Source organism: Litoribrevibacter albus (genome assembly GCF_030159995.1).
Taxonomy (GTDB): domain Bacteria; phylum Pseudomonadota; class Gammaproteobacteria; order Pseudomonadales; family Litoribrevibacteraceae; genus Litoribrevibacter; species Litoribrevibacter albus.
This window is the reverse complement of the sequence record NZ_BSNM01000016.1, coordinates 571,862-596,434: the sequence shown is the minus strand read 5'-3', so window position 1 is coordinate 596,434 and position 24,573 is coordinate 571,862. Positions and strand designations below refer to the sequence as shown.

Sequence of the window (24,573 nt, the reverse complement as noted above, 5' to 3'; positions counted from 1 at the left end):
GCTGGAAGTGTGGATACCCCGGCACAGCGTGACCCAGATGAAAGAATCTAAAACATTAGATGGTATCAAACTGTTCGCATTTCAATAGAGACTTTCGCTTTAATTTGGCAATGTATAGCCTGTTTGAGTCTATACTAGATCTGAAAGTTTCTTTTTCACTAGCACTATAATCATAATGACAATCCGCTCTCAACTACTGTTCAGCTTTTTAGCCACATCACTCATCCCCTTAATTCTGGTGATGTCGATCGCGTTATATCAAGGCGCAGAGGAAACCCACTCGTTAAAACGACGTGCGATGGTTGCCACAATTGAAAAAGGCGCTGAGTCCATTAACCGTTTCTTTACCACCCGGATGGCGGAAATTACTCTCTATTCTGAACAGAAAGACGTTCGCTCAATGGACTTCGCAAAAATGCGTCCGTTCTTGATGGATAAACTCAGCCACCAAAATCAAATTTATGAGAAATTTATCATAGGAACGCCGGAAGGCTACTTCTATAACACCTCGGGAGGAAACCCTCATCAACAGGGATTACGAACCTTTGACGATGCCTCGCCCAATGCGCGGCTAAAACACATCAGAAAACGGGATTACTGGAAACAAACCATAGGGAAAAATAAACAAAAACAAGACGTGACCTATGTGTCCAATCCGATGATTTCTTACACCACAGGTGTAAAGCAGGTGGTGGTTGCCTCCTCCATTTTAAATGAAAAGCAAGAGTTGGTTGGACTGATTGGTGGAGCGCTCCCTTGGGATACCATCAACAATTTAGTCGCTGACACCAAGAATCAGATCCTCGATGAATTTCCATCCCACACCCGTTTCATGATGATTGCCCGTAACGGCATCTATTGGTATCACTGGGACCCGGACAGAATCATTCGCCTAGATATCCAAGAAGGTAAACTGATCAAGGATGACATTGGCGAGCACAGTACAACGATCCGAAACATCCTTAAAGAGCCGAATGTTCAGCTCAGTAACATCGGCAATAAGATGGTCGCTGGGGTCTCTGGCTCTGACTACATCAAAGATGAACATTTAAATATGGACGGTTATCTCTTCTATGCTCCGATCAAGAATGCCGGTTACTCTATCGCGGCCTACGTGGATAAGTCGGCAGTTACCTCTTCCTCAGACACCCTCCAAATGATTTTCCTTGTTCTTACCATCATCACCTTACTGATCATTGTAACCTTGGTGCTGTGGTTAACAGAGAAACTGTCCAAACCTCTAATGCAACTCAGTAAAACACTGGAAGAAAAGTCAGAGGATGAGCAGTTTACCCCGATTCCCCTTGATGGCCCTCAGGAAATCGTAGAGATTAAGCGATCCATTAATCAAACCATTGAACGGCTCGGGCCCCAAAAATCTGCTCATGCTTCAAACCCATACGCCGATAAGCAGCACTAAAATTGCTACACTCTAAATAATAATGATCACAAAGCGCCACAGTGTCATGTCCAAACCCAAACGAACAAAGCCCACCCGGTTCATTCTTGCTCACCTTGCAGCGGTCGCAGCAGGGCTGCTTATGATTCGTTCTTTGCTTTTGCCTATTCTGGACGAACAACAAATTCTCAAATATCAGGATCGTCTTCATTCCGCTTCCACAGAAATCGCCAGCTTTATTCAATCCAGAAAATCAGAAGTTCGGTTACTGGCCGATCTTCCGACGTTACAGAGTATGCACTGGCCCGAAATAGAGCCTTTGTTAGCATCAAGGTTAACCAGCGAACATAAGGATTTTGAGAAATTTGTTTTGGGCCTGCCGTCCAGCCATTACTACACCACGGCCACGGGCAACCCTTTCCTGGAAGACTTGAGCAGCTTTGATGACACCTCCCCGGATGCCGAACTGAAAAGCATTGCTCAACGGGACTATTGGCGCATCACCGTTGGTCATAATACCCAACATCAACAAGTCGATTATGTGTCGAATCCGATGATTTCCTACACAACCGGGATAAAACAAGTATTGGTCACCTCCAGTATTCATCGCCAGGGGGAAGTGGTCGGACTGATTGCCGGCAGTATTTCCTGGGAAAAGATCACTGAGCTGATTGATAAAATCCAAACCAACTATCCTAAATCACCCTCGCGCTTCATGCTGGTGTCCAAGGATGGAAATTATTGGTATCACTGGAATCCAGACAAAGTCATTCAGGTAATCAGGGATAAGCAGGGAAATATCGTTAAGAACAAAATCAATGAGGCCTCTGTCACCCTCCACAATATCCTGGCGGAACAGGGGGATGAGTTAAAAAGCCTCGGCAGAAACATGGTGGCAGGGAAAACCGGCCAGCAAACCATACGCATAGACGGTAATACTCAAACCGTATTCTTTGGCCCAATTCCCAATACCAATTACTCATTGGCTCAGGTGATAGACCAAGCCGACTTTTCCGAAACTAAGCGGCAGTTCTCCGTTTTCTTACTGGTTGCCTTCATCGCCAGTATGATGGTGTATTTGTTCTTGGTGTATTTAATTCCTAAATCTGACGACGATGACTGTCGCAAGCGGTGACTCATGACAACGGATTTTCTTGTTACCACAGTAAACAACATTCGCTCTTTCAAAACCTGGACACCTAAATTTGGCTCCAAATGCTGGATTGATCCAAGTGCTCAGGTCATTGGCAATGTCACTCTGGGCGATGATTGTTCGGTCTGGCCGACAGCCGTTATTCGTGGCGATATGCACGCTATCACTATAGGTAACCGCACCAGCATACAGGATGCCTCAGTACTGCATATTACCCACGCCAGTGATTACAACCCCGACGGGCACCCACTGAACATCGGTGATGATGTAACCCTGGGGCATCGAGTTTTACTGCATGGCTGTACGCTCGGAAACCGTATTTTGGTGGGTATGGATTCAGTGATTATGGATGGCACCGTGGTCGAAGACGATGTCATTATCGGTGCGGGCAGTCTGGTGCCCGGAGGAAAGGTGCTGGAATCGGGTTATCTCTACATGGGTCGCCCGGCAAAAACAGTCAGGCCACTGAAAGACAGTGAATTTCACTATTTAAAATACACCGCCGGTAATTACGTGAAACTGAAAAACGAGTATTTGGAAGAGAGCTAACGTACGTTCTTCATAGAAAACGTCCTTCATAGAAAATGTTCTTCATGGAAAACGCTTTTTATGAAAAATGCTCATAATGCATCACCTCTAAATTAAAATACCTCTGAACGACAAAACGCACCCGAAGGTGCGTTTTGTAAGACGTCTGTTTTTGCCTAGAGGGCTTACTGTAACCACACTTCAACACGACGGTTTTTGATCCGTTGCGTTAACGACTCATTGCCTGCTACTTGCATCAAAGCACCATTGGCTACTGTCAAAATACGACTGCGAGGAATGCCTTGCTTGATCAACTCACGGCGTACGACCTTGGCTCTGAGCTTGGACAGCAACACCGCATATTCATTCTTCAAACGCGGATCAGATGCGCCCACCAAAACCACACTTCGGTTCTTGTGTTCTTCCTCGGTCATGAAATCCACCAAGCGCTGAATGTCTGCATAAGCTTTGTTATCCAATTGCGCCTTGCCGTGCTTGAAACGGAAATTCATCGATAAACGATCCGCCCCGTCCACCGCTTTGCGATAGTAATCAGGTAAATCATCCGCCACATTCAACTGGTGTTGCTGAACATTCAGTGACACGTAACCAATTTCATCCACCAGCGACTGTCCTTGTTCACCCAACGCAAATTGCAGGAATTCATTCACGATCGGCTTGATTGTCGCCGGAGGTGTATATAAGAACAAACGACGCGCTAACGGATAATCCTCCGTTCCCACTGTCAGCCGGGTAGGGTACATAGCTGGCGACCCTTCACCATCCGCAACCGCCAATAGCTTGCTCTTCGCCACAGAACTCAATCCGGAAAAGCCGATGGCTGTTGGGTCTTGAGAGACTTGTCTGGACAGCTCATCGTTCGATACATAACGTTTTGCGTCAGCACTCAATTTGTGTTTCTTTGCCAAAACCAGGTTTTTGAAGGTATCCCATGTTCCCGATTCATTATCACGGGCATGAATGGTTACTGGGCCCGGGGTTCCGCCAACGTCAGACCAATCGGTAATTTCTCCGCTGAACAACTGTGCAATCTGTTCCACCGTCAATGAATTAATGGGATTCGAAGGATGAACAATGATCGCCAAACCATCGATGCCAATGACGTGCTCCGCTTCTTTCGAAAGCATGTTGCCGAGTTTTTTCAGCTTATCGACTTCTTTCATTTTAATTGGACGGGACGATGCACCAACGTCTGCGGTACCCTTCATCAACCCTTTGAAGCCGGTGCTCGAACCATAGGACTCAATACGAATCTGAACATAGTTCCCCGTCTGAGGATTGACGCCTTTGATGTATTTGTCGTATTGATCACGACCTGTGGTGATGGAGATATTTTCAATGCCTTTAGAACGCATAAAATCCACCGCAATGGACGGGGTTAAGCGTTCACCCACCGTGTTGGAGCCCTGCATGTGAATCCAGGTTTCGGTGTTATCAGGCAACTGGTGTAAGTCCAACTGAGAGACAGAGGCCAGCAAGGCTTGCTGTGCATTTACATTGGTACTGGTTAGCAACAAGGCAATCTGGCAAAGCACCCAAACACAAGCGGTGGATGTCCAGATGATAAAGTGAGTTAACGAAAGTGATTGGATGTTTCTCATCGAATGCCTCAAAACAATCATGGTTCCCAGAATTCGACAAACAGAATGCTATTGAACTACCGCTGATTCTTTCCCGATACCTCTGATGAGGTATCCAAAAAACTGCAACCACCGAAAGAATCAGTCCAAAGTCTGAATGTCAGTCAGCGCGCAGAATAAGAAGGTTTTGTGAAAGTTTTGTTAAAGCCAATCAAAAAGTCGTAACTCAGAGCTACTCTCGCGTCGGCACCTCACCCAAATAGGCTGAATAAATCTCGTTGATTCGACCATCCTCACGCATTTGACGAATGATCTGATCGTACCCAGCCTGAACACGTTTCATCATGGGGTGTTTGGAAAATTTCACAAACGCATTGAAATACGGCCGACTGATCAACGGAGTTGGCAAATAAAGCAAGGTGTTGGATAAACCTCGCTGTTTGAGGCGATAGCGGGTTTCGACCAGATTCATTGGGGCCAGATCTATCCGCTTATGTAATAGCATATCTAACAACAAGGTGTGTTTACTGACTTCTTCAATCTTGAAGGGTGCGTGCCAAAATTCCGGGGTGTAGGCCCAGGCATTCACAGCGCCCACCTTAAGCCCCTTCAAATCACTTAATTGATCGTAATGAAAGCGCCCGAAGTTGTCTTCGTGATAGAAGAAGTTCCAGGAAACGTCTTTATAAGACTGCTCGGGATAGACCAGATAGTCAGTACGAGGTTCTTTGAACGAAAAGCTCAGTACCATATCAATTCGTCCTTGCTGGGCTTCACGAATAATTCGGGCACCGGAGGCAATTAATTGAATGTCATACTCGACACCGAGTTGCGCCATGACCTCAGATATCACATCGACATCAATGCCCTGTATGCTCTCGGAGGTCTCCATTTTAAAAGGTTCTTCCGGCGTACCGACAATAAGGAAAGGCTCAGCAAAGCCAGCGCGTGAACAAGCCAAAATAAGAATCGCTAAAAGTAGCTGAAGGACGATTTCCTGATGGGCTTTGAGGTCCACTCTGAGCTCACTCACGCATTGATTTAATGTTACAAGCACAAGACATTCTTTCAGTGTAGAAGTGCCGTCTTGGCTCATCAAATCAAGGTGACTAATTCCTCAGTGTATCCGGCTAACGGCAGACATTTCTTATTGAAAACATACGTTAGCCAGAGAACCTGCGTTAAAAACAATCAACCCTGTTTCAGGCTGTCTCTTAACGCCGTTAACACTGGCGTGGTGTCAGGGCGAACACCTCGCCAGATAAAGAAAGACTCAGCGGCTTGCTCAACCAACATCCCCAAACCATCAATTACCTGACTGGCGCCTTGTTTTTGCGCCCACTGATTAAACACCGTCATCTCGGCGCCGTACATCATGTCGTAACATACGGTAGACGATTGAATCACGGTTTCAGGTACCGGAGGCAGTTCACCGGACAAGCTGGCGGATGTGCCATTGATGATTAAATCAAACGCACCTTCAACATCCACAAAACCACAGGCCGATACGGAGCCCAAGTCAGCGAAGTCCTGAGCCAGTTCCTCTGCCTTACTGACAGTTCGGTTAGCAATCACCACTGCTGAAGGCTGTTCACTCAGCAAAGGTTCGAGAATGCCTCGTACCGCACCTCCGGCCCCCAGGATCAAAACCCGCTGGCCTTGAATATTAAAGCCGTGGTTTTTGGTAATGTCCCGAACAATACCAACTCCATCGGTATTGTCGGCAAGCACGCTGCCATCCTCACGGAACACCAGGGTATTCACCGCACCAGCTCGTTTAGCACGCTCTGAATGTTCCGTCGCGTAATTGAACGCATCTTGCTTGAACGGAACCGTTACGTTCAAACCTAAGCCACCTTCGGCTCTGAACGCATCCACCGATCCGGCAAAGTCCTGCTCATTTCCCAACACCGCTTTATATTCCACCGGTTCCTGAGTCACTTCGGCAAACAGGGTGTGAATCCAGGGCGATTTACTGTGCTTGATCGGTGAACCGATCACTGCGTATACGTCTTTATTACTCATTCAACTGCCTTACTCGCGCTTGGGAATCTAAACCCAGTCCTGATCTTTCAAATACACCTCGTACAATTCGGCTTCTTCCGTACCGGATTCCGGCTGCCAGTTGTAATCCCAATGTACGATGGGTGGCAAAGACATCAAAATGGATTCAGTACGGCCACCGGTCTGCAATCCAAAGATAGTGCCTCGGTCATAAACCAGATTGAACTCCACGTAACGGCCACGACGATAGCATTGGAACTTACGTTGGCGCTCTCCGTAAGGCGTGTCTTTACGTCGCGCAACGATAGGACGGTACGCTTCTATGTAGCTGTTGCCCACAGCCTGCATGAACGCAAAGCTCTTATCGAAGCCCCATTCATTCAGGTCATCGAAGAACAAGCCACCGACACCACGCGGCTCATCACGGTGCTTCAGATAGAAGTACTCATCGCACCATTTCTTGTATTTTGGATAGACCTCGTCTCCGAAAGACGCACACGCGTCTTTAGCCGTTTGATGCCAGAACTGGCAGTCCTCTTTATTTCCGTAATACGGCGTCAGATCATAACCTCCGCCAAACCACCAGACCGGTTCTTCACCTTCTTTTTCAGCAATGAAAAAACGGACATTGGCGTGAGAGGTAGGTACATACGGGTTGTTCGGATGAATAACCAATGACACACCCAACGCCTGAAAACTGCGGCCTGCCAATTCAGGACGATTTGCAGTAGCCGACGCTGGCAACTGAGTGCCAAAGACATGAGAAAAGTTTACGCCGCCTTTCTCGATGACCGCGCCATCCGCAATAACCCGAGTACGACCGCCACCACCTTGTTCACGAGTCCAGGTTTCCTCCTGAAACTTTGCTTGCCCATCTTCTGCTTCCAATCCAGCACAGATGCGATCCTGTAGATCCAGCAAGAACTCTTTAACACGCGATACCATATCGGTCATGTTGTACTCCCAAAGGTGGTCTATTTATTAAAATTGAAACTAGTGTACGCAAACCCTCGCAGAAAAAGAACTCTGCAGAACCGCGTTGTAAAAGCATCCTCGGTGTTCGGATGCTTAGTCTAGAGAAGATACTGAGCGAACAGTGTCCTGAATTAAGCCCGGTACACTTGATCGGTTAACACATCCCGAATCACCGACGGTTGCGACAACCCCTGCGTTTCACCGGGCATCACATAATCCAGATAATGGTATAGACGAGCGTCTAACTGCTGTTTGGTTCTTGCAGGCTCCCGACCAGCCAGGTTAGCAGAGGTCGAAATAATAGGTCGGCCGATGCGAGCACACAGCTGTTGAATTAAAGGATGTGCCGATACCCGAATTGCCACCGAAGCATGCTCACCACGACTCCACTCAGGAACCCAGCCTTCAGGATCAGGCAATACCCAGGTGACAGGCCCCGGCCAACTCATCTCTAACTTGGACAACTGTGTTTTGGTCAGATGATCCAACAGTGGCGCGACCTGCATCATATCGGACGCCACCAAAATCAGTCCCTTCTGCCAAGGCCGCTGTTTCATTTGCAGTACCTTCAGCACAGCCTGATCGTTCCAGGGATCACATCCAAGCCCCCAGACCGCTTCGGTTGGATAGGCAATCACACCACCATTCTCAATGGCTCTTGCAGCCAGTCCCAAATGAACAGGAGATACATACATAACGTCTTTCTCACCGAGAAGTTAAAGAAGCCAACACATTCGCCAGAACCTTGGTTCTGACGCTTATTAATCGGGATCGCATTGTCCGATGACCAGAAGCAAGCTGCAAGCCTACATAAAAAAATTAGTTGGTTTTCAACGAATAACCACCCTGAGTTGAAAGAATCAATCCCGCCAACTCAAGCGTTAACAGTTTCTGACTTAGCTCGGGCCAGGTTAACCCGGTTCTGATGATCAATTCATCCGCTGTGGCGATGTGATTCCCGATGGCCGCCAGGACGGGGTCCTGAGACTCCAGAGAATCCGAAGGTAAAGGATTGTGAGCCGCACTCTGAGAGCGATCGTCCAACAGATCCGGCTGAGAAGAAACGACGCCCTGAGCTACCTTCGGGATTGCCTTCTTCAGATTTACAGCAGCTTTTGGAGACTGAGGAGTAGAGGTCGTTGTGTATTCTTCCAAAATATCTTCAACACAGGTCACCAGCTTTGCGCCTTGTTGAATAAGGCTATGACATCCCACCGCCTGAGGGTTATTTAATGCACCAGGAATCGCAAATACATCACGGTTTTGCTCCAGAGCACATCGGGCCGACACCAAAGAACCACTCTTTTCACTGGCTTCAACCACCAACACGCCATGACACAAGCCGCTGATAATCCGATTCCGACGAGGAAAGAAGTTCGCTTTTGGCAGGGTGCCCAGCGGATACTCACTGATCACACAGCCACTTTCGATGATCTGCTCCTTTAATTGCCGATGGCTGGCAGGGTAGGTTTGATCCAAGCCAGTAGCCACCACAGCCACGGTTGAGACGCAGGCACCTTCCTGAACTGCCTGTAATGCGCCCTGATGCGCGGCACCGTCAATCCCCAAAGCCAAACCAGAAACCACCTGCCACCCTAAGTGCCCCAACTGATAGGCAAATTCATTGGCCAGTTCAATACCGTATCGAGTGGCCTTGCGACTACCAACCATCGCTAATGACTGGTGTTCTTGTAAACAATGAGGTTGCCCTAATCCATACAAAAGCACCGGCGGATCATAGATTTCCTGCAACATCGAAGGGTATTCCGGACTTTGCCAATCCAGTAGGAAGCCTCCACTTTCTAACCAGACTAAGGTTTTCTCAATTTGATCCTCAAACACCTGACCCAGACGTGAACTATGAGTCGTCAGCCAATCTTTAGCGGCTTTTTGGAAGGGCAGGTGCCGCCACTCACCGTCCCGAATCACCGAGATGAGCTGGCCAGGCTCAGCATAAACCTGCCGTAATTTAATCAGCGTCCGGCTGGACAGCCCTGGAATTAAGCTCAGCGTTAGCCAGTCCAAAGTTCGTTGAGAGATAGTACTTGGAGAAACAGCACGTTGTGAAGCAGAGCCTTGAGAAACCGTCTCTTGGGAAAGAGCCTCTAGAGAAAGTTCAGGGTGCAGAGGGTTTTGATCCATAGGCGCGACCACATTCCATAACTAGGCTAGTCGATAGTGAATCCTCCAGACTAAGCAATTTCTTTATGGTATAAAAAAACCGAGGACGTTAATCCTCGGTTTTTTTATGAAAGTCATTCCTAGGAATGATCGCTGTTCAGCTTATGTCCTGATCGGCTGATCTCTTATCAATCAGACCTTACGGATTACGCACTTCATCCAGCAATGAAAGCACGCGCTTAGAACGAAGCACCAAGCCATAACTTACTTTATCGAACACACGGAAGATCATCAGCAGACCTGCACGTTCCGCAGGCAGTTCGACAGTTTCCTTAGCAAACGGATCTTTCACCAAGGCACCTTTACGATAAATCGCTAGCACGTTACCTGGCTTAATTTTTTCACGCTCACCTTTGTTGATCACTACTACGTCAAACTGACCAATCTGACTAACACCACCTGGAACAGCGATAATGTGACCACGAATTTCCTGTTCCGGACTGCTTGGATGGAAAACCGTTTCCAATTTGGTTTCTTCAGCTTCCAACAAGCGGTCACCGATGCGGATGTCCTGATTGGTATCTGTTAACAACAGCGTCAAAACATCATTATTTTGGGCAGTTACTTTCGCTGAACCAATATCGAGCGCTTCATAACCCAACAATTCTTTGGTAACCGGATCAACATACTGCTGACCGCCGCGATAGATGCCATAACGCTTCAACGGTTTCTCATTAAAGACACCACGTGCATAAACACGATCGTCTTTACCACCAATCAACTGACCTTCTTCACCTGAAATCACATAAGGCGCTTTTAACAGCTGCTTTTCATCGACAATACGGTTGTTCTTGATAAAGCTATCAATCGCATCCATCGGGATGGAAGGAATGGCCGTATCAATCGGTGTAATGCGAGCAGTTGGCGTTAGTTTGACGGTTCGACCCTGAGCACCACGACGCAATACCGTTAACTTGGTTTTGCCATCTATGTACACAAGCCCGATAGTGTCACCCGGAAAAATCAGGTGAGGGTTTTCAATTTGAGGGTTTACATGCCAAATCTCAGGCCACAACCAGGGGCTGTCCAGAAACTTCTCTGAGATTCCCCAGAGTGTATCCCCTTTGATCACTATGTATTTATCAGGGTGACCTTCTTTTAAAGGGTTTTGCGCAGCCAGATCCGCTGCCATTGCAAATAGGCTAATAAAACACCCAAGGGCAACAGTGAGAAGCCTGTTTCGCATTTCAATTGTCCTTATTGTTGTCGAGTGGATGAGATTCATACAAATGAATACTTTGCCACCAGCGCTTTTTGTTAGAGTTCTTGCTAAAATAGCTTCTAATCCAAACCAGATAGCGCGAAAGATTACGGCATTGCTTAATATTAGCAGCCAAATCTACAGATTTACTACCTAATTTAAAATCTAGTTATGTCAAAGCTCACAATTTTAGAATTCCCAGATAAAAGATTACGCACCATCGCCACACCAGTGGACGATGTAAACGATGAAATCCGTCAGATCATCGATGATATGTTTGAGACCATGTACGACGCACCAGGCATTGGCTTGGCAGCAACGCAAGTCGATGTGCACAAACAAATTGTAGTCATAGATGTGTCAGAAGAGAAAAATGAACCGCTGGTTTTTATTAATCCATCGGTTGAGGTGTTGAATGGCGACCCTGAAACCATGCAGGAGGGCTGCTTATCTGTCCCCGGTTTCTATGAGGAGGTGACCCGTACTGCACACGTTCGTGTCAATGCGATTGGTCGCGATGGCGAGCCTTTTGAAATGGAAGCCACCGGTTTACTGGCGGTGTGTATCCAACATGAAATGGATCATCTCAACGGCAAGCTGTTCGTAGACTATTTGTCTCCACTGAAGCGTAACCGCATTAAAAGCAAGTTGGAAAAAGAGCATAAGCGCCAAGCAAAAAAAGCGTAATCTCTTAACTTGTTTCAGCATTGAACGCGATAAATCTGGCCAAAGAGTCTCTTTGGCTTTATTTATTTCAGGGTTTATTCATTCAACATCAACTCTTCGCTTAGGAATCTCATGTCTGCTCAGCCATTAAAAATCATTTTTGCCGGCACACCAGAATTTGCGGCTGAATCATTAAAAGCCTTATTGGAAGGCCCGGATGAGGTCATTGCGGTTTATACTCAGCCCGATCGTCCCGCAGGACGAGGTCATAAGTTAAAACCAAGCCCGGTTAAAGAAGTGGCATTGGAAGCAGACATTCCGGTATACCAGCCATTGAACTTCAAAGACGAAGCAGATCGAGCCGAGTTAGCTGCGTTAGACGCAGATCTAATGGTGGTTGCCGCCTATGGTTTGATTCTTCCGAAAGCGGTATTGGACACTCCAAGGCTGGGTTGCATTAATGTTCACGCATCCATTCTTCCTCGTTGGCGTGGTGCTGCACCGATTCATCGGGCTCTTTTGGCGGGTGATCAGCAAACCGGCATTACCATTATGCAAATGGACGTAGGCTTGGACACAGGCGACATGTTGGCCAAAGCCTACACGGACATTCTCGACACCGACACCAGCGCCAGCCTGCATGACAAGCTCGCACAACAAGGTGGAAGTTTACTTGTGGACGCTGTAGCGCAGCTAAAGGAAGGGGCTTTGACAGCTGAGCCTCAAGAGGACGCTCAAGCGAATTACGCACACAAGCTCACCAAAGAAGAAGGTAAGATCGATTGGAGCGACACTGCCGAGAACATCGCTCGTAAAGTCCGGGGGCTGTTTCCTTGGCCTTCCGCTTATACCTTTATGGACGAGCAGAACATTCGCATTCATCAAGCCTCTGTCTCGGATCAAACCACTTCAGCTGAGGCGGGCACAGTAATCGGAAGTGATAAGCAAGGCATATATGTGGCGACCGGAGACGGCGTTGTATGTCTTGAGAAATTGCAGTTGCCAGGTAAGAAAGCCATGACGGCAGAACAAATCCTGAATGGCAATAAAGACTTATTCGCCCAGAAAAACACGTTTGCTTAATTGATCCTGAGCCTGCCGACATGAAACACGCTTTACTCGCGAAATGTGCTCTACTGATTGCTCCGATCCTGAAAGGGCAGGGCAGCCTCTCCCAGACGCTGGAACCTATGTTATCCAATCTGGATCCATCGGAACGAGGTTTAGCGCATCAACTGATCTTGGGTACCTTCCGCCAAGGACCCCGCTTAGAAAGAATTGCACAACAGCTGTTAGATAAGCCGCTGAAAGAAAAAGATAAAGACGTCTATGCGTTGATTCTGTTGGGGCTCTATCAACTGGATTTCATGCGTACGGCAGATCATGCCGCCATTAACAACACGGTAGACGCAACGTTAAGCCTCAAAAAATCCTGGGCGAAAGCACTGGTTAACGGTGTCCTACGCAACTATCAACGGGATCAGGCAAAGATCTTTGAAACGCTGGATAACGACATTTGTTTCCACAGTGCGTTTCCTGGCTGGTTGGCAAAGCGGGTAAAAAAATTCTGGCCGGAACAAAAAGAGGCCGTTTACCAAGCCAGTAACAGTCAGCCTGCAGTGACCCTACGAGTGAATCCCCTGAAATCGTCTATCGAAGAGTACGCGGATCAACTCACTCAAACCGGCATTGAATTTCAACGATCTGACCAGACCGGCTTCATTACCCTTAATCAGGCGGTGGATATCACGCAATTGCCCGGATTTGACGACGGTACCTTCTCAGTTCAAGACAGCGCAGCCCAATTTGCCAGCCAATTGATCGAGCTTGAATCAAACCAGCGAGTACTTGATGCCTGTTGTGCTCCAGGCGGGAAAACCTGTGCAATGTTGGAAGCCGAACCCGAACTTGCTTCTATGGTGGCCATTGATTTGGAAGCAGACCGTCTCAAGCGAGTCGAACAGAACTTAAGCCGATTGAACCTTTCCGCCGAATTGATTGCAGGGGACGTCAGTCAAACCGAATCCTGGTGGGATGGTCAACCGTTTGATCGTATCCTGCTGGACGCTCCTTGTTCGGCGACCGGGGTGGTTCGACGTCACCCGGACATCAAATACCTTCGCCGACCGGAAGACATCAACGCACTGGCGGATACCCAACTGCAGTTATTGCTTGCCTTGTGGCCGTTACTCAAAAAAGGCGGTACCTTGCTGTACGCCACCTGCTCGATTCTACCGACGGAGAATGAACAGGTCATTGATCGCTTTCTGAAACAATCTAACGATGCCACATCCGTTCCATTACAGCTTCCTATCGGCTTTGCTCAAGAACACGGTTGGCAGTTTCTACCGGAACAACACTCCGAAACAACCGCCGGCCACGATGGCTTCTATTACGCAAAACTGGTCAAAGACTAATCGCTCAGGGTATCCATTACCCTGAGCAGTATCAGCAAGACGCCGAAAATAGAGTGTTTCCTCTAATCTCCTTGTTTCTTTTGAAAACAATCTGAGTAAAATGTTTGCCCTTATGCCGCTTGGATCATACAGTGTAGAAAGACCAAGCCAGTACAAAGAATTTAATAGCCCGGGCATTCACCCCTATGAAAATCATCATTTTGGGAGCCGGTCAGGTTGGTGGCACACTTGCAGCCACCTTGGCCAGTGAAGATAAGGATATTACCGTTGTCGATCTCGACGCGGGTCGGTTAAAAGATCTTCAATCCAAGCTGGATATCAGCACCACTCAGGGTATGGGGTGTCACCCCAATGTATTAAAACAAGCCGGTGCCGAAGATGCGGATATGCTGATTGCCGTCACCAACTCTGATGAGATCAATATGGTGGCCTGTCAGGTAGCCTACTCCTTATTCAGAACCCCCAACAAAATTGCCCGCGTACGATCCTCCAACTACACCAACCTCAAGGAAGCGCTGTTTAAGAAAGAAGCCTTCCCTGTGGATCACATGATCAGTCCTGAAAAAGCGGTGACCAACCACGTCAAGCGACTACTGCAATACCCGGACGCACTTCAGGTGCTTGATTTTGCGGATAAGAAAGTTCAGCTCGTGGCCGTCAAAACCCGTAAGGGTGGCCCATTGGTAGGGCATGAATTGAAAGACATTCGTGAGCACATGCCCAACATCGACACCCGAGTGGCCGCGATTTTCCGAAAAGACAGTCCGATCATTCCGCATGGCGACACCATCATCCAGGAAGACGATGAAATCTTCTTTATTGCAGCCCGTTCACACATTCGGGATGTGATGAGTGAAATGCGGGAACTGGAAGGTTCCTACAAGCGCATTACCATCGCCGGAGGTGGTAACATCGGAGAACGACTCGCGAAAGACATCGAGAACATGTATCGGGTCCGATTAATCGAACGTAATTACGATCGTTGTGAATACCTCTCCAACACGCTGCACAAAACCATTGTTTTACACGGCGATGCCTCCAACCAAGAACTCCTTCTTGAAGAGAATATCGAAGAAACGGATGTGTTCTGTGCTCTGACCAATGAAGACGAAGCCAACATCATGTCATGCTTATTAGCCAAACGTCTTGGCGCCCGAAAAGTCATGGCCTTGATCAACAATCCGGCTTATGTTGATCTGGTACAAGGCGGTGCCATTGATGTAGCGATATCGCCTCAGAACAGCACCATCGGCAGTGTTCTCAGTAAAATCCGACGAGGTGACGTAGTAAGTGCTCACTCACTACGAAGAGGTGCAGCAGAGGCGATTGAAGCGATCGCACATGGCGATAAACGCTCTTCCAGAGTAGTCGGCCGCGCCATCGAAGACATCAAACTGCCCGAAGGGACAACCATCGGCGCCATCGTTCGGGATGAAGAAGTGATCATCGCCCACCACGATACCGTCATCGAACAAAACGATCACGTAATCTTGTTCCTGGTGGATAAACGAAAAGTGCCGGAAGTCGAGCGCTTATTCCAACCTTCGTTCATGTTCTTCTAAGCAGATCGTTAACACAAAGAGACACAGGCTGACTTATGCATTTAGTGCTGACTTCGCGAATCTTAGGCATCTTGTTGATGATCTTCAGCTTAGCGATGCTGCCCCCCATTTTAGTAGCTTTGATCTATGGCGACGGTGGAGTGAAATCCTTCGGAATCGCCTTTGGCATTAACGTCATTGCCGGATTTATGCTCTGGTATCCTGCGCGTCGTCATCGCAAAGAACTGTCCGTGCGCGACGGATTCATGGTGACCCTGATGTTCTGGTTGGTACTGGCGCTGTTCGGGGCCTTCCCACTGATGCTGTCTGACCACCCCGGTCTTTCATTTACCGATGCCTTTTTCGAATCCCTGTCAGGTCTAACCACAACAGGGGCCACAGTGATTGTTGGCCTTGATGACCTTCCTCATTCCATCTTATTTTATCGCCAACAACTGCAATGGCTGGGCGGTATGGGTATCATTGTATTGGCCGTTGCTATCCTGCCTATGCTGGGCATCGGGGGAATGCAGTTATACCGAGCAGAAACGCCGGGACCAATGAAGGATTCCAAGCTAACTCCTCGCATTACCGAAACCGCAAAGGCGTTATGGTATATCTACCTGTCACTGACAATCAGTTGTGCTGTGGGCTATTGGCTGGCAGGAATGAGCGCGTTTGACGCGATCTGTCACAGCTTTGCTACTGTCGCGATTGGCGGCTTCTCAACCCATGATGCGAGTATCGGGTATTTTGACAGTCAGGCCATCGAGCTAATCTGCGTCTTCTTCATGATCGTATCCGCTATTAACTTTAGTTTGCACTTCCTCTCCTGGCGCAGAAATACCCTTATTTATTACTGGAAAGACCCTGAAACCCGTTTCTTTTTAGCCATTCTATTTGGCGCTGTCTTGGTCACCGGCTTAACACTGGCAGCCACCAGAGCCTATCCTGAAAGTGTTGCCTGGAGCAGAGCTTTGTTTGAAGTGGTTTCTGTCGCAACGACCACTGGATTTGGTATTGATGATTTTTCCAACTGGCCGAGTTACCTTCCTTTCCTTCTATTTTCCATGGCATTCATGGGTGGCTGCGCCGGATCAACCGGCGGCGGGATGAAAGTAATTCGTATCCTACTGGTCATTAAACAAGGTTTACGAGAAATTCGTCGTCTACTGCACCCAAGTGCCGTTATCCCGATTAAAATTGGTCGCAAACCGGTTCCTGATCGCGTGATTGAAGCTGTTTGGGGTTTCTTCTCTGTGTACATCATTACCTTCATTGGCTTGCAAATCATGCTATTGATGACAGGTTTAGACATGGTGACCGCCTGGTCAGCCGTTGGCGCCTGTATCAACAACCTCGGTCCTGGCCTAGGCGAAGTGGCAGCCAATTACGGAGAAATTAACGATGCCGCCAAGTGGATTTTAAGCGCCGCCATGCTACTGGGTCGTTTGGAAATCTTTACCGTACTGGTGTTATTTATTCCTGACTTTTGGGAAAGATAGATTCAAGGCTCTCAATGCGTTTATCCGTAATCAATACACTGACACGACGTATACTGACGGCCTGTTTAATAGCACTTTCTTTTACCCCTAACTTGCATGCTGATAGTGGGCTGATGCCTGTGGGTGGTGTTTATTACGATAATTTAAACCACCTCAATGGAAAAATCGGACTAGCGCTTTATCAAAGGCACACAAAACAAATCGTTGCCGATTCTAAAAATCCAGAAGTATTTAGTCATCTATCTTACCTCTACAGTGATCTTGAACTCGGTCAAGAAGGTCATAAAGTTTCTTTGGGATTAGGTTACATGCCATACGGTGGAAACCTTCGAGCAGGCATCAGCTACGCAGAGCTAGGAAATGAAAGCCAAGTTGGCATAGAAACCATCCTTTCCGCCTTATTCATTAGCGCTAAAGTAGGTATCTATCAAGACTCTCAACATGACTACAAGTATCTTATTGGATTAGGGATAGGGTTTTAAGTTACTTATATTCGCTACCTAATATGATTATGAGGACTATTTTCGACAGAACCCCCCGAATTTCTTAATAAACCCAGGCTTCTCCATTGCAAGGATGGGGGCTTTGTCTTTATCATTGTTCGTTTATTTAATTCGTATAGCGAACAACCAATTCCCGCAACGAATCCGGCAGCGACCCATCCTGATCTTTCATAAAAATCAGGGCGAAATCAGTGACTACGCCTCACTCGACGTTATGACATATCTGCCCCATATACTTGCGGAGAAATAATAAAGATCGAACAGTTAAGGGGTCTTCTGTGACCAAACCAGCGTATCAAGAACCAGATGTATTAACTTTCCAGGGCTTAATCGCCGCTCTACAAAATTTCTGGTCACAACAGGGCTGCGTTATTAACCAGCCTATCGACATGGAAGTTGGAGCGGGTACGTTCCACACAGCAACCTTCCTACGAGCCATTGGCCCGGAAAAGTGGAATTCAGCCTACGTCCAACCATGTCGTCGTCCGACCGATGGCCGTTATGGTGAAAACCCGAACCGTCTTCAACACTACTACCAGTTTCAGGTAGTGATGAAGCCGTCTCCAAGCAATATTCAAGAACTCTATTTGGATTCCCTTCGTATGATGGGCATTGACCCAAGTATCCACGACATTCGTTTTGTGGAAGATAACTGGGAATCTCCAACATTGGGTGCTTGGGGCTTAGGTTGGGAAGTTTGGTTGAACGGCATGGAAGTAACTCAGTTCACTTACTTCCAGCAAGTGGGTGGCTTGGAATGTTATCCGGTTACCGGTGAAATCACCTATGGTCTCGAGCGTATTGCGATGTACCTGCAAGGCGTTGACAGCATCTTCGACCTGGTTTGGTGTTATGGTCCAGACGGTTCAAAAGTGACTTACGGCGATGTCTTCCATCAAAACGAAGTGGAAATGTCAGCCTATAACTTTGAATACGCCGATACTGACTTCATGTTTAAAGCCTTCGATCAACACGAAAAAGACTGTGCTCGTTTGATTGAGGCCGGTCTTGCGCTTCCAGCTTACGAACAAGTATTGAAAGCCTCTCACACCTTCAACATGTTGGATGCTCGTGGCGCGATCTCTGTAACGGAACGTCAAGGTTATATTCTTCGCGTTCGTACGCTGGCTCGATCCGTGGCAGAAGCCTACTTTAATAGTCGTGCAGAGCTTGGCTTCCCATTAGCTGAAGAAGGCATTCGTGACGAAGTGCTTTCAAAGTATCAAGCGGCAAAAGCGAAAGAAGAAGCTCAACAGGAGAAAAACTAATGGCAACACGTGATTTCCTAGTTGAGCTAGGCACCGAAGAATTACCACCGAAAGCACTTAAGCGTCTTAGTCAGGCGTTTGCAGATGGCATTGAACAGGGTCTTGCTGAAGCGAACCTTAAAGGCTCAAAGATCGAATTGTTTGCAGCTCCTCGTCGCTTGGCCGTTCGTATTTCAGACCTTCCTGAAAAACAGGAAGACAAAGACGAAGTCGTTTATGGTCCACCGGCGAATATTGGCTTTGATGAAAACGGTAATCCAACCAAAGCCGCCGAAGGCTTTGCCAAGCGCTCTGGTGCGGATGTGTCCGAAATCAAAACCGGCGACAATGGCAAATTGATGATCGAACTGAGCATCAAAGGCCAGGAAACAACTGCATTGCTTCCGGCAATTGTTCAAACCAGTCTCGACAAATTACCGATTCCTAAGCGCATGCGCTGGGGTGCAAGCCGTACTGAATTCGTACGTCCTGTGCACTGGTTAGTGATGCTGTTCGGTAATGACATCATTGATGGCGAAGTTCTGGGTCTGAAAGCCGGAAATACCTCGCGCGGTCACCGCTTCCATGCGCCGGAAGAGATTCATATCGAATCTCCAACCACGTACGAAGAAGCGCTACGTGGCGCTTATGTGATGGCCAGCTTTGAAGAACGTCAGCAACTGATCAAAGAGCAGGTGACTGCCGAAGGTAAGAAGCTAGGCGGCGAAGCTGTTATCGACGAAGACTTACTCGACGAAGTTACGGCCCTGAACGAATGGCCTGTGGCTCTGGCGGGTAACTTTGAAGAACGCTTCCTGGATGTTCCATCAGAAGCATTGGTTTCTTCCATGAAAGAGCATCAAAAATACTTCCACGTTGTCGATGCCAATGGCAAGTTGAAGCCTAACTTCATCACTATTGCGAACATCGAAAGTAAAGATCCGGCGCAAGTGATCGCGGGTAACGAAAAAGTAATTCGCCCTCGTCTTGCCGATGCGGCCTTCTTCTGGGACACCGATCGTAAGCAATCACTCGAAAGCCGCTTTGATAAACTGAAGTCGGTTGTCTGGGTACACAAACTTGGAAGTATTGCTGACAAATCAACTCGTATTGCCTCTTTGGCAAGCAAAATTGCCTCTGCAACAGGCAGTGACACGGCGTTAGCAGAACGTGCAGCCAAGCTGTGTAAAACGGATCTGGTTACTCAAATGGTGTATGAGTTCACCGACCTTCAAGGGCTTGCAGGTCAATACTACGCGCAAAACGACGGCGAACATGCCGATGTCTGTGCAGCGATGGTTGAGCAATATATGCCAGCCTTTGCAGGTGACCAACTACCAGCCACGGACACAGGTACAGCTATCGCACTTGCAGACCGCCTGGACAGCCTTGTTGGCCTGTTTGGCCTGGGCCAGATACCAACAGGCACCAAAGACCCGTTCGCATTACGTCGTGCATCTCTGGGCGTGTTACGCATCTTGGTTGAGAAGAAAATTGACCTCGACTTGGGTGAGTTAATCGACTGGGCGATCGACAACGAATGGCCGGTTGCGTTGAAAGAAAACACCAAAGCTACCTTGGTTGAATATATGTTGGATCGTTTCAGCGCCTGGTATCAGGACGAAAACATTCCGGCGGAAGTATTCCAGGCTGTTCGTGCTCGTGGTATCACCAAGCCATTGGACATCAACAACCGTGTACATGCCGTGTTCGCTTTCTACAAGCTGGATGCAGCACAAGCATTGGCCGCTGCGAACAAGCGCGTATCCAACATCTTGGCGAAAGCTGAGCAGGCAATTCCGCTAACGGTAGATAATGCTTTGCTTCGGGAAGAGACTGAGAAGCAACTGGCAGAGAAGGTGGCATCTGTGTCTTCAACTCTGGCACCGGTATTTGCTGAGTCTAATTATGAGCAAGCCATGCAAACATTGGCAGAGCTACGTGAGCCAGTGGATCAGTTCTTTGATCAAGTGATGGTGATGGCAGAAGACGAAGCGGTTCGTAACAATCGTTTGGCCTTGTTGTCTCAGCTTCGCAACCTATTCCTTGAAGTAGCGGATATTTCTTTGCTTCAGGCATAACATCTCACAAGCTCGAAAGGGGTTTTCCTTCTCTCTATGGAAAACCGATAGAAGGACGAATGAAATCTCATTCGTCCTTTTTTATTGATAAACTACTCTAATTTTTCCGGCTATAATCCCGCCTCTAATAAGAAACTATCACGCTCCCTAGAACGCTGATCAGCACCCACTCAAACTACTTTGTAACAGTAATCACCCCCAACTGTTAACAAAAGCTAATTAATACAAAACTTGTTTTGAGTGATAATACGAGCATTCATTTTATAGGTTCCTTGCCATTATGTTGTTAGCACTGATCCGATCGATCATTTTCTATATCATCATCTTTTTCTTCTCGATCGCCCAGAATACTCTGGGAATTATCATCGGCCTGTTTTTACCCTATGAACTGCGCTATCGATTCATCATCACCACATGGACTTCCAGCTTTATCTGGTTACTGAAAGTTATTTGCGGTGTTCGCTATGAAATTACAGGCAAGCATAATATTCCTGATCAACCCTGCTTAATCAGCAGCAACCATCAAAGCTCCTGGGAAACCTTCTTTTTACAATCGATCTGTACACCTCAAACTCAAGTTATCAAGCGAGAGCTGTTATGGATTCCATTTTTTGGTTGGGCCTATTCTTTACTCAAACCCATTGCGATTAATCGTGGGGACAAACAGAACGCACGCGCCCAAGTGTTGGAGCAGGGCAGTCAGTACCTGAACTCGGGAATCTGGGTACTTATCTTCCCTGAAGGCACTCGTAACCCACCTAAAAAGCTAGGACGCTATGCCCGAAGTGGTGCTGCTCTAGCCATTAACGCAGGTGTCCCTGTACTTCCTATTGCTCATAACTCAGGGCACTTCTACATCAACAAAGAGTTCATCAAGTACCCAGGCACCATTCAAGTACACATAGGCCAACCCATTAGCAGTGAAGGGAAAACAGCAGAACAACTCACTGATGAGGTTAGGGCTTGGACAGAACGCTCACTTCAAGCCATTGAAGGGGTAGAGCAGGTATCTTCGACGTTTGAACATCCGTCGATCACAGGTTAAGACGAGCGATAAACTCATAAAGAAAGCGCGAAAGTAAAACGTAAAAAGGCCGGTAACAATACCGGCCTTTTTTATATCTATCTGGGCATTCCTAAATAACTAGAAATCCAGATTCGATACATTCAGTGCGTTACGCTCAATGAACTCACGGCGCGGCTCAACATCATCACCCATCAGGGTAGTGAACATCTGATCCGCAGCAATCGCATCTTCTACTTTCACCTGAAGCATACGACGAGAATCCGGGTCCATCGTGGTTTCCCACAACTGATCAGGGTTCATCTCACCCAGCCCTTTATAGCGCTGAATATTGAAGCCTTTACGTGCTTCTTTCATTAACCACTCCAGTGCTTCTTTGAAGCTGGTCACTTCTTGTGTACGCTCACCACGCTGCACAAACGCACCCTCTTCAAGTAGGGAAGCGATATGATTGCCCAACTCAACAATGGCTTCATACTCTGGAGATTCAAAGAACTCATGGCTAATCACATAGTTTGAGGTGAGTCCGTGCTCCGTCACCGCCAACTGAGGAAGGAACAAGCCACGCTCAGAATCTTTATGCATATTGATTTCATACAAGGTACCACTGCGTTTTTCTGAATCCAGTTTCGCCTTGAACATATCAATCCAGTTGCTCATGAAGGCTTCGTCTTTTAGATTCTCTACCGAAACCGTCGGACGATAGATCAACTCTTCCATCATCTTCTTAGGATAAACTCGATCCAGGCGGTCAATGGTATTCATCACTGCACGATATTTATCAACGATGGATTGTAAAGCTTCACCTTTGATACCAGGTGCATCCTGGTTGATATGCAAAGAAGAGTTATCCAGTGCGATTTGAACAAGGAAATTTTCCAAATCTTTTTCACTGTCGATGTACTGTTCTTGCTTACCTTTCTTCACTTTATACAGTGGAGGCTGCGCAATATAGATGTGACCTCGTTCCAACAACTCACGTGTTTGCCGGAAGAAGAAGGTCAATAATAGGGTACGGATGTGCGAGCCATCCACGTCGGCATCGGTCATGATAATGATACGATGATAACGCAGCTTATCCGCATCAAACTCTTCAGGGCCAATACCACAACCCAACGCCGTGATCAGAGTTCCAACTTCCGCCGACGACAGCATCTTATCAAAGCGTGCTTTTTCAACGTTCAGAATCTTACCTTTCAAAGGCAGAATCGCTTGCGTTCGACGGTCACGTCCTTGCTTGGCAGAACCACCTGCAGAGTCACCCTCCACCAGGTAGATTTCAGAAAGGGCAGGGTCCTTCTCCTGACAGTCGGCCAACTTACCTGGCAAACCGGCAATGTCCAGCGCTCCTTTACGACGCGTCATTTCACGGGCTTTACGAGCCGCTTCACGGGCTCTTGCTGCGTCTACCATCTTCTGTACGACTTGCTTAGCTTCGTTCGGATTCTCTTCCAGGAATTCAACCAGCTTGGCACCCATTTCCTGCTCAACCGCAGTCTTCACTTCCGAAGACACCAGCTTATCTTTTGTCTGAGAAGAGAACTTAGGATCGGGCACTTTAACAGAAATAATCGCAGTCAAACCTTCACGAGCATCATCACCAGTGGTCGCTACTTTCTGCTTCTTCTGTAGTTGCTCTTTCTCAATGTACTGGTTCAAGGTTCGCGTCAATGCTGCACGGAAACCAGCCAAGTGAGTACCACCATCACGTTGAGGGATGTTGTTGGTAAAACAGAAGATGTTTTCGGAGAAGCTATCATTCCACTGCAACGCAACTTCCACCGAGATCCCATCTTCACGCTCATTGTTGAAGTGGAATACGGAGTTGATGGTTGTCTTATTGGTATTCAAATAATTAACGAAAGCTTCCAAACCACCATCGTATTTAAAGACTTCTTCCTTACCGGTACGCAAGTCTTTAAGAATGATACCCACGCCAGAGTTCAAGAAGGCCAGTTCACGAAGACGCTTCGCCAAGTGATCATAGCTGAATTCGATACCGGTAAAGGTCTCAGCAGACGGTTTAAAATGAATTTCAGTCCCCGTCACCTCAGAGTCACCTACCGCTTTAAGAGGCTCTTTTGGTACACCGTGAACGTATTCTTGTTCCCAAATTTTACCTTGACGACGGATAGTCAGTTTTAGTTTTTCAGATAGGGCGTTTACAACAGAAACACCTACACCGTGAAGACCACCAGAAACTTTATAGGAGTTATCATCAAACTTACCACCGGCGTGCAGTACGGTAAGAATAACTTCAGCCGCTGATACACCTTCCTCTTCATGGATATTGACAGGAATTCCACGGCCATCGTCAGATACACTGATCGACTCGTCAGGGTGGATCATCACTTTGATGTCACTACAGTGACCTGCTAACGCTTCATCGATGGAGTTATCCACCACCTCAAACACCATGTGGTGTAGACCCGTACCATCATCAGTATCACCAATGTACATACCCGGTCTTTTTCTTACAGCATCTAGACCTTTTAAGACCTTAATACTGGACGAATCATATTCTTGTTCTGACATAACATTCCTCTT

At 47.5% G+C, this 24,573-nt stretch carries 20 protein-coding genes; 12 read left to right on the top strand and 8 right to left on the bottom strand.

Annotation, left to right across the window (positions count from 1 at the left end):
• The first annotated feature begins 175 nt into the window (after positions 1-175).
• Genes QQL66_RS17300 through QQL66_RS17290 form a run of 3 tightly spaced genes read left to right on the top strand, consistent with a single transcriptional unit; the run spans position 176 to position 3,101 of the window.
• Positions 176-1,420 (top strand): cache domain-containing protein, encoded by a 1,245-nt coding sequence (locus QQL66_RS17300; protein ID WP_284383119.1) that lies wholly within the window; start codon positions 176-178, stop codon positions 1,418-1,420.
• 46 nt (positions 1,421-1,466) lie between these two features.
• A complete protein-coding gene (locus QQL66_RS17295; RefSeq protein WP_284383117.1) occupies positions 1,467-2,534 on the top strand; it encodes a cache domain-containing protein in 1,068 nt (355 codons plus the stop codon).
• A gap of 3 nt (positions 2,535-2,537) precedes the next feature.
• Complete coding sequence (locus tag QQL66_RS17290) at positions 2,538-3,101, top strand: gamma carbonic anhydrase family protein (protein ID WP_284383116.1); 564 nt, start codon at positions 2,538-2,540, stop codon at positions 3,099-3,101.
• A gap of 164 nt (positions 3,102-3,265) precedes the next feature.
• Here the strand turns inward: QQL66_RS17290 and QQL66_RS17285 are convergent, their stop codons facing one another.
• The 7 genes from QQL66_RS17285 to QQL66_RS17255 all read right to left on the bottom strand — a co-directional run bounded on the left by QQL66_RS17285 (position 3,266) and on the right by QQL66_RS17255 (position 11,027).
• On the bottom strand, positions 3,266-4,702 hold the full coding sequence (locus tag QQL66_RS17285; RefSeq protein WP_284383115.1) for a substrate-binding domain-containing protein: 1,437 nt from the start codon (positions 4,700-4,702) through the stop codon (positions 3,266-3,268).
• Positions 4,703-4,913: 211 nt separating this feature from the next.
• Positions 4,914-5,738: a substrate-binding periplasmic protein gene (locus tag QQL66_RS17280; RefSeq protein ID WP_284383114.1), complete on the bottom strand. Its 825-nt coding sequence runs from the start codon at positions 5,736-5,738 to the stop codon at positions 4,914-4,916.
• 134 nt (positions 5,739-5,872) lie between these two features.
• Positions 5,873-6,706, bottom strand: coding sequence for a shikimate dehydrogenase (gene aroE, locus QQL66_RS17275; protein WP_284383113.1), 834 nt, complete (start codon positions 6,704-6,706; stop codon positions 5,873-5,875).
• Positions 6,707-6,733: 27 nt separating this feature from the next.
• Complete coding sequence (gene hemF, locus QQL66_RS17270; protein WP_284383111.1) at positions 6,734-7,639, bottom strand: oxygen-dependent coproporphyrinogen oxidase; 906 nt, start codon at positions 7,637-7,639, stop codon at positions 6,734-6,736.
• A 152-nt stretch (positions 7,640-7,791) separates the two neighbouring features.
• Positions 7,792-8,355, bottom strand: coding sequence for an L-threonylcarbamoyladenylate synthase type 1 TsaC (gene tsaC, locus QQL66_RS17265; protein ID WP_284383110.1), 564 nt, complete (start codon positions 8,353-8,355; stop codon positions 7,792-7,794).
• A gap of 124 nt (positions 8,356-8,479) precedes the next feature.
• Positions 8,480-9,802 carry a DNA-processing protein DprA gene (gene dprA, locus QQL66_RS17260; protein ID WP_284383109.1) on the bottom strand — a complete coding sequence of 441 codons (1,323 nt, stop codon included), beginning with the start codon at positions 9,800-9,802 and terminating at the stop codon, positions 8,480-8,482.
• 178 nt (positions 9,803-9,980) lie between these two features.
• Positions 9,981-11,027 carry a LysM peptidoglycan-binding domain-containing protein gene (locus tag QQL66_RS17255; protein ID WP_284383108.1) on the bottom strand — a complete coding sequence of 349 codons (1,047 nt, stop codon included), beginning with the start codon at positions 11,025-11,027 and terminating at the stop codon, positions 9,981-9,983.
• 186 nt (positions 11,028-11,213) lie between these two features.
• On the opposite strand from QQL66_RS17255, the gene def reads away from it, so the two are divergent.
• From def to QQL66_RS17210, 9 genes are all read left to right on the top strand, one after another.
• The gene (gene def / locus QQL66_RS17250) at positions 11,214-11,729 is read left to right on the top strand and encodes a peptide deformylase (protein WP_284383107.1); all 516 of its coding nucleotides are present in this window, start codon (positions 11,214-11,216) and stop codon (positions 11,727-11,729) included.
• 111 nt (positions 11,730-11,840) lie between these two features.
• Positions 11,841-12,791 (top strand): methionyl-tRNA formyltransferase, encoded by a 951-nt coding sequence (gene fmt / locus QQL66_RS17245; protein ID WP_284383106.1) that lies wholly within the window; start codon positions 11,841-11,843, stop codon positions 12,789-12,791.
• Positions 12,792-12,811: 20 nt separating this feature from the next.
• Positions 12,812-14,125, top strand: a complete 1,314-nt coding sequence (rsmB, locus tag QQL66_RS17240; protein ID WP_284383105.1) for a 16S rRNA (cytosine(967)-C(5))-methyltransferase RsmB — start codon at positions 12,812-12,814, stop codon at positions 14,123-14,125.
• A gap of 185 nt (positions 14,126-14,310) precedes the next feature.
• Complete coding sequence (gene trkA, locus QQL66_RS17235) at positions 14,311-15,687, top strand: Trk system potassium transporter TrkA (RefSeq protein WP_284383104.1); 1,377 nt, start codon at positions 14,311-14,313, stop codon at positions 15,685-15,687.
• Between the two features lie 35 nt (positions 15,688-15,722).
• Positions 15,723-17,171 (top strand): TrkH family potassium uptake protein, encoded by a 1,449-nt coding sequence (locus QQL66_RS17230; RefSeq protein ID WP_284383103.1) that lies wholly within the window; start codon positions 15,723-15,725, stop codon positions 17,169-17,171.
• A 14-nt stretch (positions 17,172-17,185) separates the two neighbouring features.
• On the top strand, positions 17,186-17,653 hold the full coding sequence (locus QQL66_RS17225) for a hypothetical protein (protein ID WP_284383102.1): 468 nt from the start codon (positions 17,186-17,188) through the stop codon (positions 17,651-17,653).
• A 299-nt stretch (positions 17,654-17,952) separates the two neighbouring features.
• The gene (gene glyQ, locus QQL66_RS17220) at positions 17,953-18,942 is read left to right on the top strand and encodes a glycine--tRNA ligase subunit alpha (protein ID WP_284383101.1); all 990 of its coding nucleotides are present in this window, start codon (positions 17,953-17,955) and stop codon (positions 18,940-18,942) included.
• Positions 18,942-21,002, top strand: coding sequence for a glycine--tRNA ligase subunit beta (gene glyS / locus QQL66_RS17215; RefSeq protein ID WP_284383100.1), 2,061 nt, complete (start codon positions 18,942-18,944; stop codon positions 21,000-21,002). The genes glyQ and glyS overlap by 1 nt, the downstream gene beginning before the upstream one ends.
• 280 nt (positions 21,003-21,282) lie before the next feature.
• A complete protein-coding gene (locus QQL66_RS17210) occupies positions 21,283-22,047 on the top strand; it encodes a lysophospholipid acyltransferase family protein (RefSeq protein ID WP_284383099.1) in 765 nt (254 codons plus the stop codon).
• A gap of 99 nt (positions 22,048-22,146) precedes the next feature.
• Here the strand turns inward: QQL66_RS17210 and gyrB are convergent, their stop codons facing one another.
• On the bottom strand, positions 22,147-24,561 hold the full coding sequence (gene gyrB / locus QQL66_RS17205) for a DNA topoisomerase (ATP-hydrolyzing) subunit B (RefSeq protein ID WP_284383098.1): 2,415 nt from the start codon (positions 24,559-24,561) through the stop codon (positions 22,147-22,149).
• Between the last annotated feature and the right edge of the window lie 12 nt (positions 24,562-24,573).

Bases quoted from the DNA above. Each gene is read 5' to 3' on its own strand.
- QQL66_RS17300 (WP_284383119.1), top strand. From the start codon at position 176: ATGACAATCCGCTCTCAACTACTGTTCAGCTTTTTAGCCACATCACTC.
- QQL66_RS17295 (WP_284383117.1), top strand. From the start codon at position 1,467: ATGTCCAAACCCAAACGAACAAAGCCCACCCGGTTCATTCTTGCTCAC.
- QQL66_RS17290 (WP_284383116.1), top strand. From the start codon at position 2,538: ATGACAACGGATTTTCTTGTTACCACAGTAAACAACATTCGCTCTTTC.
- QQL66_RS17285 (WP_284383115.1), bottom strand. From the start codon at position 4,702: ATGAGAAACATCCAATCACTTTCGTTAACTCACTTTATCATCTGGACA.
- aroE (WP_284383113.1), bottom strand. From the start codon at position 6,706: ATGAGTAATAAAGACGTATACGCAGTGATCGGTTCACCGATCAAGCAC.
- hemF (WP_284383111.1), bottom strand. From the start codon at position 7,639: ATGACCGATATGGTATCGCGTGTTAAAGAGTTCTTGCTGGATCTACAG.
- tsaC (WP_284383110.1), bottom strand. From the start codon at position 8,355: ATGTATGTATCTCCTGTTCATTTGGGACTGGCTGCAAGAGCCATTGAG.
- dprA (WP_284383109.1), bottom strand. From the start codon at position 9,802: ATGGATCAAAACCCTCTGCACCCTGAACTTTCTCTAGAGGCTCTTTCC.
- QQL66_RS17255 (WP_284383108.1), bottom strand. From the start codon at position 11,027: ATGCGAAACAGGCTTCTCACTGTTGCCCTTGGGTGTTTTATTAGCCTA.
- def (WP_284383107.1), top strand. From the start codon at position 11,214: ATGTCAAAGCTCACAATTTTAGAATTCCCAGATAAAAGATTACGCACC.
- fmt (WP_284383106.1), top strand. From the start codon at position 11,841: ATGTCTGCTCAGCCATTAAAAATCATTTTTGCCGGCACACCAGAATTT.
- rsmB (WP_284383105.1), top strand. From the start codon at position 12,812: ATGAAACACGCTTTACTCGCGAAATGTGCTCTACTGATTGCTCCGATC.
- trkA (WP_284383104.1), top strand. From the start codon at position 14,311: ATGAAAATCATCATTTTGGGAGCCGGTCAGGTTGGTGGCACACTTGCA.
- QQL66_RS17230 (WP_284383103.1), top strand. From the start codon at position 15,723: ATGCATTTAGTGCTGACTTCGCGAATCTTAGGCATCTTGTTGATGATC.
- QQL66_RS17225 (WP_284383102.1), top strand. From the start codon at position 17,186: ATGCGTTTATCCGTAATCAATACACTGACACGACGTATACTGACGGCC.
- glyS (WP_284383100.1), top strand. From the start codon at position 18,942: ATGGCAACACGTGATTTCCTAGTTGAGCTAGGCACCGAAGAATTACCA.
- QQL66_RS17210 (WP_284383099.1), top strand. From the start codon at position 21,283: ATGTTGTTAGCACTGATCCGATCGATCATTTTCTATATCATCATCTTT.
- gyrB (WP_284383098.1), bottom strand. From the start codon at position 24,561: ATGTCAGAACAAGAATATGATTCGTCCAGTATTAAGGTCTTAAAAGGT.